21 protein-coding genes are annotated in these 18,892 nt (G+C 63.6%); 10 read left to right on the top strand and 11 right to left on the bottom strand.

Annotated elements, in window-relative coordinates; all coding sequences use genetic code 11:
• Nucleotides 1-57: 57 nt before the first annotated feature.
• The 4 genes from rplT to infC form a co-directional block, all read right to left on the bottom strand.
• A complete protein-coding gene (gene rplT, locus EN943_RS14355; protein WP_023672281.1) occupies nt 58-459 on the bottom strand; it encodes a 50S ribosomal protein L20 in 402 nt (133 codons plus the stop codon).
• 37 nt (nt 460-496) lie between these two features.
• Complete coding sequence (gene rpmI / locus EN943_RS14350) at nt 497-700, bottom strand: 50S ribosomal protein L35 (RefSeq protein WP_006201248.1); 204 nt, start codon at nt 698-700, stop codon at nt 497-499.
• A gap of 182 nt (nt 701-882) precedes the next feature.
• The gene (locus tag EN943_RS14345; protein WP_127413066.1) at nt 883-1,533 is read right to left on the bottom strand and encodes an isoprenylcysteine carboxylmethyltransferase family protein; all 651 of its coding nucleotides are present in this window, start codon (nt 1,531-1,533) and stop codon (nt 883-885) included.
• A gap of 163 nt (nt 1,534-1,696) precedes the next feature.
• Entirely contained in the window at nt 1,697-2,233 is a 537-nt protein-coding gene (gene infC, locus EN943_RS14340) for a translation initiation factor IF-3 (RefSeq protein ID WP_127413065.1), read from the bottom strand.
• Between the two features lie 206 nt (nt 2,234-2,439).
• On the opposite strand from infC, the gene EN943_RS14335 reads away from it, so the two are divergent.
• The 5 genes from EN943_RS14335 (at nt 2,440) to EN943_RS14315 (ending at nt 6,303) form a co-directional block, all read left to right on the top strand.
• The gene (locus tag EN943_RS14335) at nt 2,440-3,210 is read left to right on the top strand and encodes an alpha/beta hydrolase (protein WP_127413064.1); all 771 of its coding nucleotides are present in this window, start codon (nt 2,440-2,442) and stop codon (nt 3,208-3,210) included.
• Nucleotides 3,210-4,352 carry a benzoate/H(+) symporter BenE family transporter gene (locus EN943_RS14330; protein ID WP_127413063.1) on the top strand — a complete coding sequence of 381 codons (1,143 nt, stop codon included), beginning with the start codon at nt 3,210-3,212 and terminating at the stop codon, nt 4,350-4,352. Before EN943_RS14335 ends, EN943_RS14330 begins: the two co-directional genes overlap by 1 nt.
• Before the next feature lie 117 nt (nt 4,353-4,469).
• Nucleotides 4,470-4,952 (top strand): DUF2852 domain-containing protein, encoded by a 483-nt coding sequence (locus tag EN943_RS14325; protein WP_127413062.1) that lies wholly within the window; start codon nt 4,470-4,472, stop codon nt 4,950-4,952.
• A 100-nt stretch (nt 4,953-5,052) separates the two neighbouring features.
• Nucleotides 5,053-5,811, top strand: a complete 759-nt coding sequence (locus tag EN943_RS14320; RefSeq protein WP_013528316.1) for a M48 family metallopeptidase — start codon at nt 5,053-5,055, stop codon at nt 5,809-5,811.
• Nucleotides 5,812-6,021: 210 nt separating this feature from the next.
• A complete protein-coding gene (locus tag EN943_RS14315; protein WP_127413061.1) occupies nt 6,022-6,303 on the top strand; it encodes a GIY-YIG nuclease family protein in 282 nt (93 codons plus the stop codon).
• A gap of 130 nt (nt 6,304-6,433) precedes the next feature.
• Here EN943_RS14315 and EN943_RS14310 read toward each other — a convergent pair whose 3' ends face one another.
• Nucleotides 6,434-6,652, bottom strand: a complete 219-nt coding sequence (locus EN943_RS14310) for a hypothetical protein (protein ID WP_127413060.1) — start codon at nt 6,650-6,652, stop codon at nt 6,434-6,436.
• A gap of 112 nt (nt 6,653-6,764) precedes the next feature.
• Here EN943_RS14310 and EN943_RS14305 point away from each other — a divergent pair, with 112 nt between their 5' ends.
• The 5 genes from EN943_RS14305 to EN943_RS14285 all read left to right on the top strand — a co-directional run bounded on the left by EN943_RS14305 (nt 6,765) and on the right by EN943_RS14285 (nt 11,996).
• Nucleotides 6,765-7,424, top strand: a complete 660-nt coding sequence (locus tag EN943_RS14305; RefSeq protein ID WP_127413059.1) for a phosphoribosylanthranilate isomerase — start codon at nt 6,765-6,767, stop codon at nt 7,422-7,424.
• Between the two features lie 92 nt (nt 7,425-7,516).
• Nucleotides 7,517-8,737 (top strand): tryptophan synthase subunit beta, encoded by a 1,221-nt coding sequence (gene trpB, locus EN943_RS14300; protein WP_127413058.1) that lies wholly within the window; start codon nt 7,517-7,519, stop codon nt 8,735-8,737.
• Nucleotides 8,738-8,739: 2 nt separating this feature from the next.
• The gene (gene trpA / locus EN943_RS14295; protein WP_127413057.1) at nt 8,740-9,579 is read left to right on the top strand and encodes a tryptophan synthase subunit alpha; all 840 of its coding nucleotides are present in this window, start codon (nt 8,740-8,742) and stop codon (nt 9,577-9,579) included.
• A gap of 45 nt (nt 9,580-9,624) precedes the next feature.
• Entirely contained in the window at nt 9,625-10,551 is a 927-nt protein-coding gene (gene accD, locus EN943_RS14290; RefSeq protein ID WP_127413056.1) for an acetyl-CoA carboxylase, carboxyltransferase subunit beta, read from the top strand.
• 119 nt (nt 10,552-10,670) lie between these two features.
• Nucleotides 10,671-11,996: a folylpolyglutamate synthase/dihydrofolate synthase family protein gene (locus EN943_RS14285; RefSeq protein WP_127413055.1), complete on the top strand. Its 1,326-nt coding sequence runs from the start codon at nt 10,671-10,673 to the stop codon at nt 11,994-11,996.
• Between the two features lie 63 nt (nt 11,997-12,059).
• Here EN943_RS14285 and EN943_RS14280 read toward each other — a convergent pair whose 3' ends face one another.
• The 6 genes from EN943_RS14280 to addB form a co-directional block, all read right to left on the bottom strand.
• A complete protein-coding gene (locus EN943_RS14280; RefSeq protein ID WP_127413054.1) occupies nt 12,060-12,473 on the bottom strand; it encodes a type II toxin-antitoxin system VapC family toxin in 414 nt (137 codons plus the stop codon).
• Nucleotides 12,470-12,718 carry a type II toxin-antitoxin system VapB family antitoxin gene (locus tag EN943_RS14275; protein WP_127413053.1) on the bottom strand — a complete coding sequence of 83 codons (249 nt, stop codon included), beginning with the start codon at nt 12,716-12,718 and terminating at the stop codon, nt 12,470-12,472. The genes EN943_RS14280 and EN943_RS14275 overlap by 4 nt, the downstream gene beginning before the upstream one ends.
• A 108-nt stretch (nt 12,719-12,826) precedes the next feature.
• On the bottom strand, nt 12,827-13,108 hold the full coding sequence (locus tag EN943_RS14270) for a cupin domain-containing protein (RefSeq protein ID WP_013528325.1): 282 nt from the start codon (nt 13,106-13,108) through the stop codon (nt 12,827-12,829).
• A gap of 129 nt (nt 13,109-13,237) precedes the next feature.
• Nucleotides 13,238-13,561: a thioredoxin gene (trxA, locus tag EN943_RS14265; protein ID WP_127263186.1), complete on the bottom strand. Its 324-nt coding sequence runs from the start codon at nt 13,559-13,561 to the stop codon at nt 13,238-13,240.
• Nucleotides 13,562-13,637: 76 nt separating this feature from the next.
• On the bottom strand, nt 13,638-17,162 hold the full coding sequence (gene addA / locus EN943_RS14260; protein ID WP_127413052.1) for a double-strand break repair helicase AddA: 3,525 nt from the start codon (nt 17,160-17,162) through the stop codon (nt 13,638-13,640).
• Nucleotides 17,159-18,892, bottom strand: a 1,734-nt coding sequence (gene addB / locus EN943_RS14255) for a double-strand break repair protein AddB (RefSeq protein ID WP_127413051.1), incomplete at its 5' end; no start/stop codon positions are given. The genes addB and addA, both read right to left, overlap by 4 nt.

Genomic DNA, 18,892 nt, shown 5'->3' with positions numbered 1-18,892 from the left:
GCCGTGCCAGCGCGGGTTCCCCAAATCAGAATTGCGAATGCTTGGGAAGCGCTGGTCTTAGGCGACAGCGCTTTCAAAAGCGTTCGGCGTGGTGTTCTTCAGATATTCGAGCGCCACCTTGGCCTTGGCGACCAGGGCTGCGAAAGCCTGCGGCTCGTGGATGGCCATGTCCGACAGGATCTTGCGATCGATCTCGATGCCCGACTTGTTAAGGCCGTCGATGAAGCGGCCATAGGTCAGGCCATGCTCGTGCGTCGCGGCGTTGATGCGCTGGATCCACAAAGCGCGGAACGAGCGCTTGCGGTTCTTGCGGTCGCGATACGCGTACTGCATCGACTTTTCCACCGCCTGCTTGGCGATGCGGATGGTGTTCTTGCGGCGGCCGTAGAAGCCTTTCGCGGCTTTCAGGACCTTCTTGTGCTTGGCGTGCGAAGTGACGCCTCTTTTTACGCGTGCCATGTCATGATCTCCTTAAAACGTGTCCGGACCGAATGCCTTAGAGGCCGTTCGGCAGAAAATTCTTGATGACCTTCTTGCCATCCGGTTCAGCCAGAACCATCGTGCCGCGGGCATTTCGAATGAACTTGTTGGAACGCTTGATCATGCCGTGACGCTTGCCGGCCGCAGCCGACAGGACTTTACCCGTACCTGTGATCTTGAACCGCTTCTTGGCGGCCGATTTGGTCTTCATCTTGGGCATTTTGCTACTCCGTATTGTTGGCGCACTATCGCGCTTCTTGTTCGCTTCGGGCCGACCAAAGCCCGAAAAGCAAATGAAACCGCCACGGCATGCCCTGCCGGGCGGTTTTCTTGAACGGCGGTGCTATACGTCAAAGACGGCCCGCGCGCAACACCTGTGGAGATGCGGCGCTGTGTCCTTGGTCAGGGCAGCGTGAACCAGACCGGCAACATGCCTGAGAGCTGGGCGCCGTCGATCAATTCGAAGGCCGGCAGCGCGACGAGGAAGACCAGGCCGTCGAGCAGCGTGGTCAACAGCAGGCGCGGCTTGAAGTTTCCGGTATCGCCCTCCTGGTAGAGCGACAGTTTCGGGAAAAAGCGCGGCACCCGCGCCAGATAGGCCTGATACGGCGCGCCGAGCGCTTCCTTGAGGAACTTCTCCTCGCGCAGGATGACGATATGGAACGCCCCCGCGCACAAAAGCCCGAAGAGGATGATGCCGGAGAACGAACCGATCTGCGCGCCGACGCCGGCCGCGGCCACGGTCGAGAACACATAGAGCGGGTTGCGGGTGATCGAGTAGGGCCCGCCAGTCACCACCTCCGACGATTTGCGCCCGCCTATGTAGAGTGTCGACCAAAGGCGGCCGACGATGCCGAGGAAAATCAACAGCACGCCGAACATTTCGATCGTCTCGTGCACGGCTGTGTCGGGCGGAAACGTCGACTGGCCAAATAGCAATGCTGCAAACAGCACGACCACGAGAACGGCAAGCACTATCCGGCGCATATGCTGGTAGTTGCCCAGCCCGTGTTTGAAGTCCTTGACGTCCGAAACCTTGACTTCATCGACCATAGTGAATCCGATCGTCAGGAATTTTGCCGGCGATCGCAGCGTCTGAACAAGAAGAAGGCGTCCCGCCGATCGCCGGGACGCCTTGCGATGTGATTCAGGCGGATTTAAGCGCGATGGCCAAGCCTGACGTCATCGTGATCCTAGATACGCGCCGATGCAGATCTTAGCGCGGCGACAGCACCATCATCATCTGGCGGCCTTCGAGCTTCGGTTCCGCTTCGACCTTGGCAATCGTCGCCACTTCCTCGCGAACCTTGTTCAGAAGCTGCATGCCGAGTTCCATATGCGCCATCTCGCGGCCACGGAAGCGCAGCGTCAGCTTGACCTTGTCGCCCTCCTCGAAGAAGCGGCGAACCGCCTTCATCTTGGTCTCGTAGTCATGGCTGTCGATGTTCGGGCGCATCTTGATCTCCTTGATCTCGATGACCTTCTGGTTCTTGCGCGCCTCGGCCGCCTTCTTCTGGTTGGCGTATTTCAACTTGCCGAGATCGAGGATCTTGACCACCGGGGGTATCGCGTTGGGCGATATCTCGACGAGATCGAGCCCGGCCTCTTCGGCGAGCAGCAATGCATCGTTGATGGAAACATCGCCGCGGTTCTGGCCTTCGGCGTCGATAAGCTGGACCCGGGGAACCCGGATGTCACGGTTGGAGCGCGGGCCATCCTTGGTCGGCGCCGCTGCTTTGAAAGGTCTGCGAATGGTCGTGGTCTCCTTGGCCGTTTCGTTCAGGATTTGTCAGTGTTGATGCATGGACGCGCCAATGTGGTGAGCGCGCGGGCGGAGTCAATAGCACAGCATTGACAGAAAATCACCCTGATCGCTGCCCTGCACCAAACAAAGAACATAGTGAGCACTTTTCGCCACGCCACCGGCCGTGCCACAAGACCCGCGTTGAGGAAAAAGCCATGAACGCCACGCTCCCAATCTTTTTGGATGTAGATGGATCGCGCATCGCGGTACGCCATACTGCTGGCTCTGCGCCCGGTATCGTCTGGCTCGGCGGTTACAAGTCGGACATGCTGGGCACCAAGGCGCAGACGCTGTCGGACTGGGCGGCAAAAGAAGGCCGCGCCTTCCTGCGCCACGACTATTCCGGCCACGGCGAATCCGACGGCGCCTTTGCCGACGGCACGATTTCGACATGGCTTGCACAGAGCCTTGCCGTGTTCCGGCATTTCACCAAGGGCAAGCAGATCCTTGTCGGCTCCTCGATGGGCGCCTGGATCGCGCTGCGCATGGTGCAGGAATTGCGCAAGGCTGATGACAGCAACGTCGCTGGCCTGGTGCTGCTGGCGCCGGCACCGGATTTTACCGCTGAATTGATCGAACCGGTGCTGACCAAGGCGCAGAAGCGCGATCTCGCCAAAAAAGGTTTCTTCGAAGAGCCCTCCGACTATTCCGCCGAGCCCTACATCTACACCCGCGCGCTGATCGAGGACGGGCGCAACAACAGGGTAATGACGGGCCCTATCGACACCCATTGCCCGGTGCATATCCTGCAGGGCCTGGCCGATGCGGACGTGCCGGCAAGCCATGCGCTGAAGCTGGTCAGCCTGCTGCCGGCGGACGACGTGACACTGTCGCTGATCCCCGACGGCGACCATCGCCTGTCGCGACCGCAGGATCTCGACATGCTGGTGCGGGCCGTCGATGCGATGGCGCAGAGGGGAAACTGATGCGCCTTTCCATTCCGATATCCGCCTTCGTCGCGGCGATCGTCGGCTTCGGCGGCACGCTGGCCATCGTCATCGCAGCCGCCAACGCAGTCGGCGCGACGCAGATCGAGACGGCAAGCTGGGTGACGACGATTTGCCTGGCCATGGCGATCGAGAGCCTGTGGCTGTCATGGCGCACGAAAATGCCTGTCATCACCGCCTGGTCGACGCCGGGCCTGGCGCTGATCGCGGCATCGAGCGGCTTTTCGATGGGCGAGGCCGTCGCCGCCTTCATCGTCACCGGCGTCCTTCTGATCGCCACCGGGCTGTTTCGGCCCCTGACGAAGCTGATCTCGAGGATACCGCCCTCCGTCGCCTCGGGCATGCTGGCCGGCATCGTCGTCACCTTCGCGCTCAATGCGGTGAAGACTGTTCCTGTCGACCCGTGGCTGATCCTGCCGCTGATTGCCGCCTTCTTCGTCATCCGCCTGTTCAACCCGGCGCTGTCGGTGCTGGCCGTGCTGATCGGTGGTGGCCTCGCCGCTTTCCTCACCGGCCGTGTCGGCGGCCTGCCGACACCGGAACTGTCGACGCTGACGCTGATCGCGCCCGATTTCACCGCCAAGGCGATGATCGGCCTGGCACTGCCGCTCTATCTCGTCACCATGGCCTCACAGAACCTGTCCGGCCTCGCCGTGCTGCGTGCCGCCGGCTACCATCCGGAGCCCGGCCCGCTGATCGGCGTCACCGGCCTGTTTTCGCTGCTGTCGGCGCCGTTCGGCGGCTCGACGACCAATCTGGCGGCGATCTCGGCGGCGATCTGCACCGGGCCGGATGTCCATCCCGATCCCGCCGAGCGCTGGAAGACCGGGCCGTTCTATGCGCTCGCCTATCTCATCTTTGCGATTTTCGGCGCTTCGCTGGTGGCGATCTTCGCGGTGCTGCCGCAGAGCCTGATCGTGCTGGTGGCAGGCCTGGCGCTGATGGCGTCGCTCGCCAACGCGCTTTCTATCGCGCTGAAGGAAGAGGCGGATCGCATGGCCGCCACCGTCACCTTTGTCGTCACCGCGTCGGGTCTGACGCTGTTCGGCGTTGGCGCAGCATTCTGGGGCCTGATTGCCGGGCTGGTCGTGCTTTTCCTCGATATGATCAAAAAGCGATAATCATTTCAGATGCTTGTCCGGATTTGGCGGACATTGTCTTGAATCGCCGTTTTTCTCTTCCCATTTCGATTCCACGCAGCCGGGTTTGGCTGTCTCCAACCGAAGGAATGGGAGAAAATGAACACATCCGCATTGATCCGTCCGGCCTGGACGCCGGCAACCATCGCGTTGATGGTTGTGGGTTTCATGGTGTTCTGGCCGCTCGGCTTCGCCATGCTCGCCTACATCATCTGGGGCGACCGCCTCGATGGCTTCAAGCGTGACGTCAACCGTGCGACCGACGGCATCTTCGCCGGTTGCCGCCGCGGTTCCGACAAGGCCGCGCGCTGGGGCAATGGTTCCGCCCGCACCGGCAACGTCGCTTTCGACGACTGGCGCGAAAAGGAACTTGAAAGGCTGAACGAAGAGCGTCGCAAGCTCGATGAGATGCTGACCCAGTTCGACGAATACGCCCGCGAATTGCGCCGCGCCAAGGACCAGGACGAGTTCGACCGCTTCATGGCCAACCGCAACAAGTCGACGGCGCCGACGAAGACCGATCCGGGCACGGGGACGACGGCCACCAAGCGTGGCAAGGGTTCGAACCTGCTTGACGACTGAGGCCAAGCGACTGGCCACATCGTGAAAAAACGGCGTCGCGCGAGCGGCGCCGTTTCTTTTTTGTTCTAGTCGTTTTTCTCGAATCGCGTATCGTCCCGCCATGACTCTCGGCTTCTTTCGCAATCTGACAAAGCCCAAGCCCACGCCTGTCGTGGAGCGCGAATATTGCGTCGCCGGCCGCACGCTGCCGCTCAAGATCGTCGAGAGCGCCAGGGCGCGCCGAATGACGCTGCGCATCGATTCAGGCGGCCAGGGTCTGCGCATCACCGTGCCGCCAGGCCTGCGCCGCGGCGAAGTGGACAGGTTCCTCGAGCGGCACCAGGACTGGCTGGAGCAGCGACTGGCCAAGGTGCCGACGCGGCCGCAGGTGCGGCCCGGCATCAGGATCCCGGTGCGCGGCGTGCCGCACCGCATCGTCCATGAACCGTCAAAGCGCGGCACCGTCACCGTGTCGCGCGACGAACGTGGTCCGCTCTTGATCGTTCATGGCGACCGCATACATCTGCCGCGCCGCCTCGCCGATTTCCTCAAGCGCGAGGCCAAGAAGGAAATCGAGAAGCTGGTGGCCAAGCACACCGAGGCGCTTGGCAAGCGCGCCAAGGCGATCCGCTTCAAGGACACGTCAAGCCGCTGGGGGTCATGCACCTCCGAAGGCAATCTGTCCTTTTCCTGGCGCATCATGATGGCGCCGTCGCCGGTCATCAACTATCTCGTCGCGCATGAAGTGGCGCATCTCAAGGAGATGAACCACGGTCCGAAATTCTGGAAACTGTGCGAAAAGCTCTGCCCCGACACCGATCGCTGCAAGGACTGGCTGAAGCGCAATGGCGGTGCGCTGCAGGCGATCATGTTCGAGTAGGAGGGCGGTGTGGGCGTCTCGGGGGAGGGCTGCTTTTAAGACGCAAACATTGGAGATTGGCGGAGCCTTTCCGTCTTCGTCATCCTAGGGCGAAGCAAGGAGCGAAGCGACGCGGCGCAGACCCTAGGATCCATGCCGTGACGTGTGCCTTAGAATGCAACGGATCAGAATGGCGCTTGTCCCCGCGCCTGTGCTCGCTACGCTAAAACGATGACCGGCTATGTCTACATGACTGCGAGCCAGAAGGACGGCACTATCGGTGTCACCAACGATCTCGGTCGCCGCATGCCGGAGCACAAATCCGGTGAGGGCTCGCGCTTCACTAGCCGCTACGGTGTGCAACGGTTGGTTTGGTACGAAGAATTTTTCGATATCACCGATGCCATCCAGCGCGAGAAGTCGCTGAAACGCTGGCCGCGCCAATGGAAGATCGAATTGATCGAAAAGGCCAATCCGGAATGGTTCGAGCTGTTTCGCGGGACGGGCTGGTAGGCGTTCGGTTTCTGCACCGCCGGAGCATAGCCTCACCGTCACGGCATGGATCCTAGGGTCTGCGCGCGTCGCTTCGCTCCTTGCTTCGCCCTAGGATGACGAAGTCGAGGGCGTTTGGCGGCGTCTGCCTTCAATCGTCGTTGGCGGCGTTCAAGTCCTCGGGCCGCAACCCCTCATCGCCATGATGCGGCCACGGCAGGAAACTGCCGTCGAATTCATCGCCGCCGAAATAGTCGAGCGCCCGGTGCGCCTCGGCGCCATTGAAGGCGGCCTTGTCGATCAGGTGCGCGATGACCTCGCGCGCCTGCGCGATCTTCTGCCTGAGTTCGGCAATTGTCCTGTCGGCCATGATCATGCTCCCGCCTTGCATCCTGTCCATCCATAGGTAGCGCCTTTGGCCGTGCCGGCAAACAGCATGCTTTTTCTCGACTCTTTTCGCTTTTCATGCCAATTCCCGCGCCATGACACTCGACATCAAGATCTGCGGCTTGAAGACCGACGCGGCAATGGCTGCGGCGCTGGCCGACGGCGCCAGCCATGTCGGGTTTATCTTCTTCGCCAAAAGCCCGCGCTATGTCGAACCTGCCGAGGCTGGCCGTCTGCGCGAGACGGCGCGCGGCAAGGCGATGGCGGTTGCCGTCACCGTCGATGCCAGCGACGCCTTCCTGGATGAAATCGTTGCCAAAATGCAGCCCGACATGCTGCAGCTGCATGGCGCGGAAACGCCCGACCGAGTGGCCGAGGTCAAAGCCCGCTATGGCCTGCCGGTGATGAAGGCGCTGCCGATCAGCGAGGCCGCCGATCTGGAGCGGATAAAGCCGTTCATCGGCATGGCCGACCGGTTCCTGTTCGACGCCAAGCCGCCGAAAGGCTCCGAACTGCCGGGCGGCAACGGTGTAACCTTCGACTGGCACATCCTCGCCGGCCTTGACGGCAGCGTCGATTACATGCTTTCCGGTGGGCTCAACGCCGCCAATATCGGCGATGCCCTTCGGCTTGCCGACCCGCCCGGAATAGACATTTCCTCAGGCGTGGAAAGCGCACCGGGCGTTAAGGATCCGGCGCTGATCGAACAGTTTTTCCGGGCCGTCAGGGCCGCGCGGAACACCCGCGCAGCCTAGTAGTGCCTTAAACCAGAGCATGTCCCGGAAAAGTGGGAACCGGTTTTCCGACAAGGACATGCTTCATAAGTCAAGATGCCAGGAGATCGGCGATGAACAAGCCGGCGACACCCAATTCCTTCCGCACCGGACCCGACGAACAGGGCATGTTCGGCATTTTTGGCGGTCGTTTCGTTGCCGAAACGCTGATGCCGCTGATCCTCGACCTGGAGCGGCACTGGAACGAGGTCAAGAACGATGCGGATTTCAGGGCTGAGCTGACTGACCTTTCAACCCATTATGCCGGACGGCCGTCCAAGCTCTATTTCGCCGAAGGCCTCACGAAGCATCTCGGCGGCGCAAAGGTCTATTTCAAGCGCGAGGATTTGAACCACACCGGCTCGCACAAGATCAACAACTGCCTCGGCCAGATCCTGCTGGCCAAGCGCATGGGCAAGAAGCGCATCATCGCCGAGACCGGCGCCGGCCAGCATGGCGTGGCCTCGGCCACGGTCGCGGCCCGCTTCGGCTTTCCCTGCGTCGTCTATATGGGCGCCACCGACGTTGCCCGGCAAAGCCCCAACGTCTTCCGCATGAAGCTGCTCGGCGCCGAGGTCCGTCCGGTGACCGCCGGCCACGGCACGTTGAAGGACGCCATGAACGAGGCGTTGCGCGACTGGGTGACCAATGTCGAGGACACCTATTACCTGATCGGCACCGCCGCAGGGCCGCACCCCTATCCGGAGCTGGTGCGCGACTTCCAGTCGGTGATCGGCATCGAGGCGCGGGCGCAGATCCTCGAGCAGGAAGGCCGGCTGCCCGACACCATCATCGCCGCTGTCGGCGGTGGTTCGAACGCCATCGGCCTGTTCCATCCGTTCCTCGACGACAAGGAAGTCCGCATTATCGGCATCGAGGCCGGCGGCCGCGGTCTCGACGGCATCGAGCATTGTGCCTCGATGAATGCCGGCGCGCCCGGCGTGCTGCATGGCAACCGCACCTATCTCTTGCAGAACGCCGATGGCCAGATCATGGACGGCCATTCGATCTCGGCCGGCCTCGACTATCCCGGCGTCGGGCCGGAGCATTCCTGGCTGCGCGATTCAGGCCGCGTCGAATACGTGCCGATCCTCGATGACGAGGCGCTGGAGGCTTTCAAGCTGACGACGCGCGTCGAAGGCATCATCCCGGCGCTGGAATCGGCACATGCCATCGCGCATGCGGTGAAGATCGTGCCTGCCATGGACAAGGACCAGATCGTCATCGTCAACCTGTCCGGCCGCGGCGACAAGGACGTGCATACGGTGGCTTCGATGCTGGGCATGGAGATCTGATCATGGCCACCCGCATCGACCGCCGCATGGCGAAACTCAGGAACGAAGGCCGCCCGGCGCTCGTCACCTATTTCATGGGTGGCGACCCCGACTACGACACCTCTTTGTCGATCATGAAGGCACTGCCCAAGGCTGGTGCCGACATCATCGAGCTCGGCATGCCGTTCTCTGATCCGATGGCCGACGGCCCGGCGATCCAGGCAGCGGGCCTGCGGGCGCTGAAAGGCGGCCAGACGCTGGTCAAGACGCTGCAGATGGCGTCCGACTTCCGGACCAGTGACAATGAGACGCCGATCGTGCTGATGGGCTATTACAATCCGATCTACATCTATGGCGTCGACCGCTTCCTCAAGGACGCGGTCGCCAGCGGCATCGACGGGCTGATCGTCGTCGACCTGCCGCCGGAGATGGACGAGGAACTGTGCATTCCGGCGCTGAAAGCCGGCATCAACTTCATCCGGCTGGCGACACCGACAACCGACGACAAGCGCCTGCCGAAAGTGCTGCAGAACACGTCCGGCTTCGTCTATTACGTGTCGATGACCGGCATCACCGGCTCGGCACTGGCCGACACCGGCAAGGTGGCGGCGGCGGTCAAGCGCATCAAGGGCCACACCGACCTGCCGGTCTGCGTCGGCTTCGGCGTCAAGACCGCCGAGCAGGCCCGGGTGATCGGCGCCAATGCCGACGGCGTCGTCGTCGGCACCGCGATCGTCAATGCGGTGGCCAATGTGCTGGGACCGAAGGGCGAAAAGACCGCCGATCCGGCCGAAGCCGTCGCCACGCTGGTCAGCGGCCTTGCGCAAGGTGTGCGCTCGGCCCGCCTTGCTGCTGCCGAATAGTTCTCCTACCTCTTCCCAATCCTCGTCAGGACAGGAGCCGAAGCGATGAACTGGATCACCAATTACGTTCGCCCGAAGATCAATTCGATGCTCGGCCGGCGCACCGACATGCCCGAGAATCTCTGGATCAAGGATCCGGAGACCGGCGAAATGGTGTTCCACAAGGACCTGGAATCCAACCAGTTCGTCATTCCGTCCTCCGGCCATCACATGAAGATCTCGGCCAAGGAGCGGCTGAGATTCTTCTTCGACGGCGGCAAATACGAGACCCTGGACAACCCCAAGGTCATGCAGGATCCGCTGAAATTCCGCGACGAGAAGCGCTATGTCGACCGGTTGAAGGACGCCAAGGCCAAGACCGGCCTTGAGGACGCGATCATCAATGCGCTGGGCACCGTCGAGGGTCTGCCGGTTGTGGTCACGGTGCAGGACTTCGCCTTCATGGGCGGCTCGCTCGGCATGGCCGCCGGCGACGCCATCGTGCATGGCTTCGAAGTGGCCCTGCAGCGCAAGCGGCCGCTGATCCTGTTCGCCGCTTCCGGCGGCGCGCGCATGCAGGAAGGTATTTTGTCCCTGATGCAATTGCCGCGGACAACGGTCGGTGTCGACCGGCTGAAGGAAGCCGGCCTGCCCTACATCGTCGTTTTGACCAACCCGACCACGGGCGGCGTGACCGCCTCCTACGCCATGCTGGGCGACGTGCACATCGCCGAGCCCGGCGCGCTGATCGGCTTTGCCGGACCGCGCGTCATCGAACAGACGATCCGCGAGAAACTGCCCGACGGTTTCCAGCGCTCCGAATATCTGATGGAGCACGGCATGGTCGACATGGTGGTGTCGCGGCTGGAGCTGCGCGAAACCATATCGCGGCTGCTAAAAATGCTGCTCAAGCTGCCGGAAGAGGAAAAGCCGCTGGAGCCGGAAATCCTGCCGCCGGCGGTGGTCGCCGCGGAAGCTCGGCCGCAAGCCTGAAGCGACACGAAGCGCCGCGACCGCGATTGCACGAGGGCTTCGGCGCGCTGTAGCTTTTGATTGCCATGGCCATCCGAAACCGATTCTGGTTTTCACGGCTCATGCGCTAGGATTCTGCCATGACGACGCTTGCCGCCGACCGCGAAATCGAAGCCCTGATGGCGCTTCATCCGAAAGGCTTCGACCTTTCGCTCGACCGCATTTCGCGGCTGCTGGAGCGGCTTGACAATCCGCAGGATCGGCTGCCCCCGGTCATCCACATCGCCGGCACCAACGGCAAGGGCTCGTGCGCCGCCTTTTCGCGCGCCCTGCTCGAGGCCGCGGACTACCGCGTCCATGTCCACACCTCGCCGCATCTGGTCAACTGGCACGAGCGTTACCGGCTGGCCGCCGATGGCGGCGGCAGGCTGGTCGAGGACAGGGTTTTCGCCGATGCCATTGCCCGTGCGGCCAGGGCCAATGAAGGCGAGAAGATCACCGTCTTCGAGATCCTCACCGCCGTCACCTTCCTCCTGTTTTCCGAACACCAGGCCGACGCCGCGATCATCGAGGTCGGGCTCGGCGGCCGCTTCGACGCGACCAATGTCGTCAAGGAGCCGGCCGTGTCGGTGATCATGCCGGTGTCGCTCGACCACGAGGCCTATCTCGGCGACCGTGTCGAACTGATCGCGGCCGAAAAGGCCGGCATCATCAAGCCCGGCTGTCCGGTGGTCATCGGCGCGCAGGAGAGCGAAACGGCGCTGCAGGTGCTGATCGAAACTGCCGAACGGTTGGAGTGCCCGACCTTCGTCTACGGCCAGGATTTCCTTGCCTTCGAGGAAAACGGCCGCATGGTCTACCAGGACGAAGACGGCTTGATGGACCTGCCGCCGCCCAGGCTGCCCGGCCGCCACCAGTTCGCCAATGCGGCGGCGGCGATCGCCGCGGTCAAGGCGGCCGGTTTCGAGATCAGCCATCGCGCCGCCGAAAAGGCGATGATCAATGTCGCCTGGCCCGGCCGTATGCAGAAGCTGATGCAGGGCCGGCTGGCCGAACTGGCACCCAAGGGCGCCGATATCTGGCTCGACGGTGGCCACAATCCGGGCGCCGGCGTGGTGGTTGCCGAAGCGCTGGCCGAGCAGGAAGAGAAGAACCCGCGTCCGCTGTTCCTTATCTCGGGCATGATCAACACCAAGGACCAGAGCGGCTATTTCCGTGCCTTCAAAGGCCTCGCCCGGCATGTCTACACGGTACCGGTGAGCCTCAGCGAGGCCGGCGTGCCAAACGACGAACTGGCGGTCCGCGCGACGGAAGCCGGGCTGACCGCCGAGCCGGTGAGTTCCGTCGCCAGCGCGCTGATGCTGCTGCGCGATACCTGGGACGGTCCGGCGCCACGCATACTGATCAGCGGTTCGTTGTATCTGACCGGCGCGGTGCTGGCCGAGAACGGCACCCCGCCGACCTGAGGCGCCGACTATTCGTGCCTTGGGCGGCTGCGGCGGCTGAGGCCGAACCTTGGCTTTCGACCTTTAGAAATCCCACGGTGAGATCAGATCAAGGCTGGTGGTGCCAAAGTCGCTGAGATTGCGCGTTGCCAGCCGGCCACCGTTCACGCGCGCTATCGCCGCAATCATGCCATCGGGAGCTGACATGCCGCGACCTTGGCGCGTCGCGGTCCCCATGATCTCGCCGTAAGCCATGGCAGCCTCTTCGGTCAGTCCAAAAACTCGGCCGGCAAATCGATGGCGCCACCGGGAAAGTCCCTGCTCCAGCCGATCGGCACGCTCATCAGGCCGTATTTTTTGAATACCGAAGGCGATTTCAGCAATCGTCACCGTGGGAAGGGCCAGTTCAGCGTCATTGCGCACAAGCCACGCCAGGACAGCTTGGTCCGGCGCCTTCTTCAGACTCTCCGAGATCACGTTGGTATCGACGAAAATCAAAGCTCAAGTCCCGAATGAACCTGGCGGCTTTCGCGAATGATCTTTTCCAGATCGATGTCGGCGCCATGGTTTGCGGGCAGGCTGGCGTAGAAGGTGGAAGCAGGCTCACGGCCAGCTTCACGAATTTCGTAGGATTCGAGCGCACGTTCTACCACATCGGCTATCGAACGGTTTTCACGACGCGCAAGTCTATGAGCCAGGTCGCGCGCCTTTGCGCTACGGACTGAGAGCTGTGGTTCGGCCATTTCGAAATCCCTTTTAGAAGAGATATAGGCCGATCCGCTGCTGCCATCAAGATGGCAGTTGATGGCGTGCCATCACGCGGTGGATTTCCAGCGCATTGATCGGCGGCGTTACTTCAGTTCGATCTCGATAAAAGCGTATTCGCCTTCGTTGGCGTTGATGACGTCGTGCTCGACGCCCTCCTTGCGAAAATAGGGCGCGCCCTTCTTCATTTCGGCGAAGGATTCGCCGTCCTTGGTCAACAGCTTCACCTTGCCGTCCATCAGCGGCACGACGACATAGTCGTGGCCATGGCGATGCCAGCCGGTGTTCTCGCCCGGCGCGAAGCGGTATTCGGTGACGATGACGCGCTCATTGTCGATGAAGACGGTGGCCTTGGCGGATCCGGTCATGGGGTTCTCCTGTCTGGCTCAAGCAGATGACATGGAGTGCCCGGACGCGAGGGCCAGTGCCTGTTACCAATGACGCCAATAAAAAGCCCGGCGCGAAGCCGGGCTTGATGGTCATGAATTTCAGAAGGATCAGGCGAGATTGCCGTTGATCCAGTGCGACAGCGCGGTCTTGGGCGCCGCACCGACCTTCATGTCGGCCATTTCGCCGCCTTTGAAGATCATCAGCGTCGGGATCGAGCGCACGCCGAACTGGGCGGCAAGCTCCGGATTCTCGTCGATGTTGAGCTTGGCGATCTTCACCTTGGCGCCGAGTTCGGTGGCGATATCTTCGAGCGCCGGCGCTATCTGCTTGCAGGGGCCGCACCATTCCGCCCAGAAATCGACGACGACCGGTACGCTGGCGTCAAGCACGTCGGTCTGGAAGTTGCTCTTGTCGACCTTCACGGTTGCCATATGGGAAAATCCTTTTGAAAGTTTTTGTCCCACCAAATGTGGTGGTGATCGCGCCCTTCTTCAAGCAGGTGTTGTGTCACGCTCGCGTGAGTCGAGCAAGGGCGTCGTCCATGGCGCCGGCCGGCAGTTCGATCAGTCGCGGCGCCTCGGTGAACAGCAAGGCCGCCTTGACCGCGCGGCCGGGATAGAGCGGCTGCAACAGGGCGCGATAGAGCGCCAGCTGCAGGACGTAGGCCGGCGGAACCTCGGCAAGCGAGCCGGGCGCCGGCCGGTTGGTCTTGTAGTCGACGATCGAGACCGCGTCCGATGTCACGGCCAAACGGTCGATCGTCCCGGAAATCGAGCGCTTTTTGCCCTTGACCTCCAGGCTGCCCATGATCGCGACCTCGGCACGTGACGATGGTGCAAACAACTGACCGAAGTCGGGATCGGCAAGGATCGATGTGACCGACGCCAGGGCCTTTTCTCGCTCTGATGGCGGCCAGTCCGCACCGGTTCGCAAGAGATAGCGTTTCGCCGCGCCCTGACGTTCGGGCTCGGCAATGCCCGGCAGCATCTGCAGCAGTTTGTGTAGGGCGAGCCCGCGCAGCACGGCAAAGCCCGGCTCGGCATCGGCATCGGCATCGAGCACGGGCGACGCCTTGTCGACCACGGCTTCCTTGCCTTCATCGATCAGCGCCGAGGCGCCCGATGGCGACAGCGGGCGCGGCAGATCCTCGAACGGCGGCAAAGGCCGAAACAGGGTCGACGGCAAAGGTCCGAAAGCACCCGTCGGCCGCGCCTGCTCGCTGGAAGCCTGTTCGACCGGCGGCAGCTTGGTCACATGGAAACGATGTACCGGTTCGCCGTCGGCGGGATGCGGACGCTGCTCGCTTTCCGGCGCGCCGAGCAGCGCGCGGCTGACGATCGAGTGCCAGGTGCCGGCGTTCGGCGCCCGCTTGCCGTGATAGCCGCAGACGATCAGCCGGTCCTCGGCACGGGTCATGCCGACATAGAGCAGCCGGCGGTACTCGTCGTCGGCGAGTTCCCGTGCCCGCGCCGCCGCTGCTTTGGAAAAGCCGTTGGCGACGTCGCTGGCCGAACGCCAGAGATAGCCTTTGCCGTCCCAGTTCGCGCCGGAGCTATCGAAGGGCATCAGGCGTGGCAGATGCTGGTCGCTGAACGGTGCGGAACCGCCATCGACCAGGAACACAACCGGCGCTTCCAGGCCCTTGGCGGCGTGCACGGTCATGACCCGGACCTCGTCGCGGGTCTGGTCCATCTCGCGCTTGATCTCGGGACCGGCGTTTTCCAGCGTCGACAGGAAGGCTTCCAGCCCCGGCAGGCCGGTTCGCTCCTCGGCGAGGCAGAAGCTCAGGAACTCGTCGAGAATGTCGCCGGCTTCGGGCCCAAGCCGCGCGATCATCTTGCGGCGCACGCCATCGCGCGCCAGCAGGGCGGCGTAAAACTCGAACACCGGTTTGAAGGCGGCCTCGTTCGTCCAGATGTCGACCTGGGCGGCGATCTTCGCCAGTCTCTCGCTTTCGCCGGCGCGCTGGCGCAGCGATGCGATCAACGACAGGCCAGCCGGCCTCTGCGCGGCGAGCGTGAAAAGCGTCTCTTCCGGCAGATCGAAGATCGGGCTGCGCAGCACCGCGGCGAGCGACAAATCGTCCTGCGGCTGGATGAGGAGGTGACCGAGCGCGATCAGGTCCTTGACCGCGATGTGTCCGGGCAGGCTCAGCCGGTCGGCGCCGGCGACCGGAATGTCGCGGCGTTTGAGCGCCCTGGTCAGCGCATGGACGAAGCGATCGCGCTTGCGCACCAGAACCAGAACGTCGCCCGGCCGCAGTCGCTTGCCGCGGCCTTCGATGATTTCGCCACTGCCGATCCAGCCGGCGATGGTGGCGGCGACGTTCTCGGCCACGCGCACCGCCGGCGCGTGCGCATGGTCGATGGCTTGCGTCCAGTCGTCGGGCTCATCGACGACATCGGCGCCGACTGACGGCCAAACCTCGACATAGCCCGGTGCGTCGGTGCGGATCGCCTGATGGCGCAGCGGATCGGGATCATGGCTGATGCCGCGCCGCACGTTTGCGTCGGCGAAGACGCGGTCGACCGCGGTCAGAACATCGTCGGTCGAGCGGAACGACCAGGTCAGCTTGAGGTCGGCGAAGGACGCCTCGGCGTCGCGCACTCGTCCGGCGAACAACAGCCGGCTGTCGGCGAAGGAGTCCGGGGCAGCCCCCTGGAACGAATAGATCGACTGCTTCTCGTCGCCGACGGCGAAGACCGTGCGATGGACCCTGTCGCGCGCGCCAAAGCCGGCAAAGAATTCTTCTGCCAGCCGTTTCACCACTTCCCATTGGTCCGGACTGGTGTCCTGCGCTTCATCGAGCAGGATATGGTCGATGCCCTGGTCGAGCTTGTACTGCACCCAGGGGCCGGCGTCTGGTCGCGCCAGCAGGTTGACGGTGCGGGTGATCAGGTCGTTGAAGTCGAGAAAGCCGCGGCTGCGCTTCAGCATTTCGTAGCGGGCGATCAGCCAGTCGGCGATGGTCAGCGCCGCAGCCGTGCCTTCCAGCATCCGGAACAGGGCCAGACGATCGGTGGTTTCGACGATTGCGTTGGCGGCCGAGAGATAGCGCTCCGCTAGATCCGGCAACCGGTCGACCAGGGCCTTCTTGAAGGCTTTTGCCGGGTCGTATGCGCCGCCATCGGTCTTGAGGAAGGCTCGCGCCAGCAGTTGCAGGCGGCGAATGGAATCGCCCTCGGCAAAAGCCTGCCGCGCATAGGGCAGGATGTTGTTCAGCACTGATCGGGCGTCGGCGGCCTCGGCGGCGTGGGCGAAGCCGGCAAAATAGTCGGGCAGGAAGCCCGGCAACGGCCATACCGAAGCGGCTATGCCCTCGGCTGTCTGGCCTAGATGGAAATGGAATTCGTCGAACAGGGCCTGGAAGCGCGTGCCATCACGCCCGACAGCGTCGATGAAATTGCGCAAGCCGTCGCGCTTGCGGACGATCTCGCCCAGCAAGGCATCGAGCCCGGCTTCGCCGCCGCGATCGAGAATGGCGGCAAAGGCCTCGGCCAGATCTTTGTCACCGGCGGCTGTGCCGGAGATCATGTCGCGGCGCGCCGCGGCAAACAGCGACGCTTCCATCTGGCCGTCGAGCATCTCGAAATGGGCCGGGATGTTGGCCTCCAGCGGAAACTGGTGCAGCACCGATTCGCAGAAGGCATGGATGGTCTGGATCTTCAGCCCGCCGGGCGTTTCCAGCGCCTCGGCGAACAGGCGCCGCGCCCGGCGCATGGTCTCGAGATCGGGCCGGCGGCCTTCCAGCGCCTCGACCTTTGCCGCAAGGTCGGCGTCACCGAGCGTGGTCCATTCCGACAGTGTCGAGAACACCCGGTTGGACATGTTGGCGGCGGCGGCGCGCGTATAGGTCAGGCACAGGATCTTCGACGGATCGGTGCCGCGCAGCAGCAGCCGGATGACGCGCTGGGCCAGCACATGGGTCTTGCCGGAGCCGGCATTTGCCGACACCCAGGCGGAATTCCCGGGATCAGCGGCGCGGGCCTGGCTGGTCGCGGTGTCGCTGGGGATGGGATAGGCCTTCTTCATGCCTCCCCTCCCTCGTCACCGGCATCGCCGCCGGCCGACCATTCGAGCACGCGGGCAAGATGGTCGTAATCGCCATCCGTCTCGCCCTCGCGAAACGGCAGGGCGCGCGACAGGTAGCCGGTCACCGGGTCGGCATAGTGGATCAACAGCTTTTCAAGCCGTGCCCAGGCCTCTTCGGCAAGATCGGTCGCGGTCCGCGGCTGGCGGTTGTGTTCGAGGATGGATTCCTCGAACACCTCGCCATTCGGCTTCAGCCTGATGAAGGCCAGTTGAGAGGGCTCGCGCGGGCCCAGATCCTTGAAGGCGCCGCGCCTGAGCAGCGCGCCCTCCAGCGCCAGCTGCGGCGCCAGCAGTGTGTGCGCCTGCGCTTTGGACGGCGAGGAGCCCGTCTTGTAATCCAGTATGTCGGCCATGCCGCCGGCCAAAAGGTCGACCCGGTCGGCGTAGCCGGACAGCGTCACGCCGGACTGGCCGACAACGGTCTTGCCGGCGCGCTCCTCGGCATGGCGCCTTGTCACCGCATCGGCGCGCGTGCGCTCCCACTCGATGATGTTGGCGGCGAGTTTCTCGAAGCGCGGCCACCACACCGCCTCGACATCGGCCGGAAGGGCGGCTTCGGCGAAACAGGCGCGGCCGGCGGCGATAAGGCCGGCAAGCGCATCGGGCGCGCGCGGATCGGCGACGCTGCCTGAGAACAGGTGCAGGATGGCGTGAAACAGCGTGCCGCGCTCAGCGGCTCCGGGGTCGCGAATAACCGGATCGAGCGGCATCAGGCCGAGGATGCGTCTTGCATAGACGGCGTAGGGGTCGCGGCGCAGGGTCTCGATCTCGGTGACCGAGAAGTGCGTCGGGCGCACCGACAGTGGCGGCTTCGGCTGCGGCCGTGGCGCGAAATCCTGCCTCGGGCCGGTATCCAGCGCGCGCGCCCAGGCGAGCAGTTCGTCGCCACGCCGGCGCAATTCTGCTGCCTGGTCGCTGCCGATGAAGGTCAGCAGCCGCTGCAGCCAGCGCGACGGCACGGCGGGTGCGTCGCCGGCACGCGCCGAGCGGGACAGCACCACTTTCCCAGCGCCCATCGCCATCTGGAAATCATGCGCGGCAAGGCCGATGCGCCGCTCGGGCGGTTCGAGGTCGATGCCGGTCTTCATCAGCCGCGACATGAAGCGGTCGCTCTCGGGCTTGCGCGGCCATCCCCCCTCGTTGAGCCCGCCGATGACCAGCGTGTCGACGGTCAGCAAGCGCGCTTCAAGCGCGCCCCAGATGGCGATGTTCCGGTCGGTGCCCTGTGCCGGCTTGACCGTTTCAGGCGCGATCAGCGCCGCCATGATATCGGGCCACTCGGTCGCCGCGAAGGACAGCGAAGCCGAAGCCGCGACCAGCCCGCGCAGCAGTTCGGCAAGCTTCTCGCCGGCGTCACCGGCATAAAGCTCGCCAAGGCCGCCGTCGGCGGTGCGGCCGAGATTTTCGAGTGTGACGACACTGGCCCTGACAAGTGCGGCAAGGTCGGCATCATCCCGGCCGCGGAAGGCTGCAAGCGGCGCCAGCGCCTGCTTGAGACGTTCGAGCAAGTTCCGCGCAATTTCGATAGAGCGTACGGTCAGCCGGGAGAACCAGAAGGGGGGCCGGCTGCCGCCACCCAGGCCGGTGAGGCGGGCCTCGAACAGTTCCGGCAGCGAAACGATGTCGGGGCGGCCGGTGCCACCGCGCAGCGCCACCAGTTCGATCAGCTC

This window comes from Mesorhizobium sp. M7A.F.Ca.US.006.01.1.1 (genome assembly GCF_003997935.1).
Lineage (GTDB): Bacteria > Pseudomonadota > Alphaproteobacteria > Rhizobiales > Rhizobiaceae > Mesorhizobium.
This window is presented reverse-complemented; position numbering and strand designations above follow the sequence as displayed.

What these genes read in the sequence shown, in the direction of transcription:
- rplT (WP_023672281.1), bottom strand. Translation starts at nt 459, where the DNA reads ATGGCACGCGTAAAAAGAGGCGTCACTTCGCACGCCAAGCACAAGAAG.
- rpmI (WP_006201248.1), bottom strand. Translation starts at nt 700, where the DNA reads ATGCCCAAGATGAAGACCAAATCGGCCGCCAAGAAGCGGTTCAAGATC.
- EN943_RS14345 (WP_127413066.1), bottom strand. Translation starts at nt 1,533, where the DNA reads ATGGTCGATGAAGTCAAGGTTTCGGACGTCAAGGACTTCAAACACGGG.
- EN943_RS14335 (WP_127413064.1), top strand. Translation starts at nt 2,440, where the DNA reads ATGAACGCCACGCTCCCAATCTTTTTGGATGTAGATGGATCGCGCATC.
- EN943_RS14330 (WP_127413063.1), top strand. Translation starts at nt 3,210, where the DNA reads ATGCGCCTTTCCATTCCGATATCCGCCTTCGTCGCGGCGATCGTCGGC.
- EN943_RS14325 (WP_127413062.1), top strand. Translation starts at nt 4,470, where the DNA reads ATGAACACATCCGCATTGATCCGTCCGGCCTGGACGCCGGCAACCATC.
- EN943_RS14320 (WP_013528316.1), top strand. Translation starts at nt 5,053, where the DNA reads ATGACTCTCGGCTTCTTTCGCAATCTGACAAAGCCCAAGCCCACGCCT.
- EN943_RS14315 (WP_127413061.1), top strand. Translation starts at nt 6,022, where the DNA reads ATGACCGGCTATGTCTACATGACTGCGAGCCAGAAGGACGGCACTATC.
- EN943_RS14310 (WP_127413060.1), bottom strand. Translation starts at nt 6,652, where the DNA reads ATGGCCGACAGGACAATTGCCGAACTCAGGCAGAAGATCGCGCAGGCG.
- EN943_RS14305 (WP_127413059.1), top strand. Translation starts at nt 6,765, where the DNA reads ATGACACTCGACATCAAGATCTGCGGCTTGAAGACCGACGCGGCAATG.
- trpB (WP_127413058.1), top strand. Translation starts at nt 7,517, where the DNA reads ATGAACAAGCCGGCGACACCCAATTCCTTCCGCACCGGACCCGACGAA.
- trpA (WP_127413057.1), top strand. Translation starts at nt 8,740, where the DNA reads ATGGCCACCCGCATCGACCGCCGCATGGCGAAACTCAGGAACGAAGGC.
- accD (WP_127413056.1), top strand. Translation starts at nt 9,625, where the DNA reads ATGAACTGGATCACCAATTACGTTCGCCCGAAGATCAATTCGATGCTC.
- EN943_RS14285 (WP_127413055.1), top strand. Translation starts at nt 10,671, where the DNA reads ATGACGACGCTTGCCGCCGACCGCGAAATCGAAGCCCTGATGGCGCTT.
- EN943_RS14275 (WP_127413053.1), bottom strand. Translation starts at nt 12,718, where the DNA reads ATGGCCGAACCACAGCTCTCAGTCCGTAGCGCAAAGGCGCGCGACCTG.
- EN943_RS14270 (WP_013528325.1), bottom strand. Translation starts at nt 13,108, where the DNA reads ATGACCGGATCCGCCAAGGCCACCGTCTTCATCGACAATGAGCGCGTC.
- trxA (WP_127263186.1), bottom strand. Translation starts at nt 13,561, where the DNA reads ATGGCAACCGTGAAGGTCGACAAGAGCAACTTCCAGACCGACGTGCTT.
- addA (WP_127413052.1), bottom strand. Translation starts at nt 17,162, where the DNA reads ATGAAGAAGGCCTATCCCATCCCCAGCGACACCGCGACCAGCCAGGCC.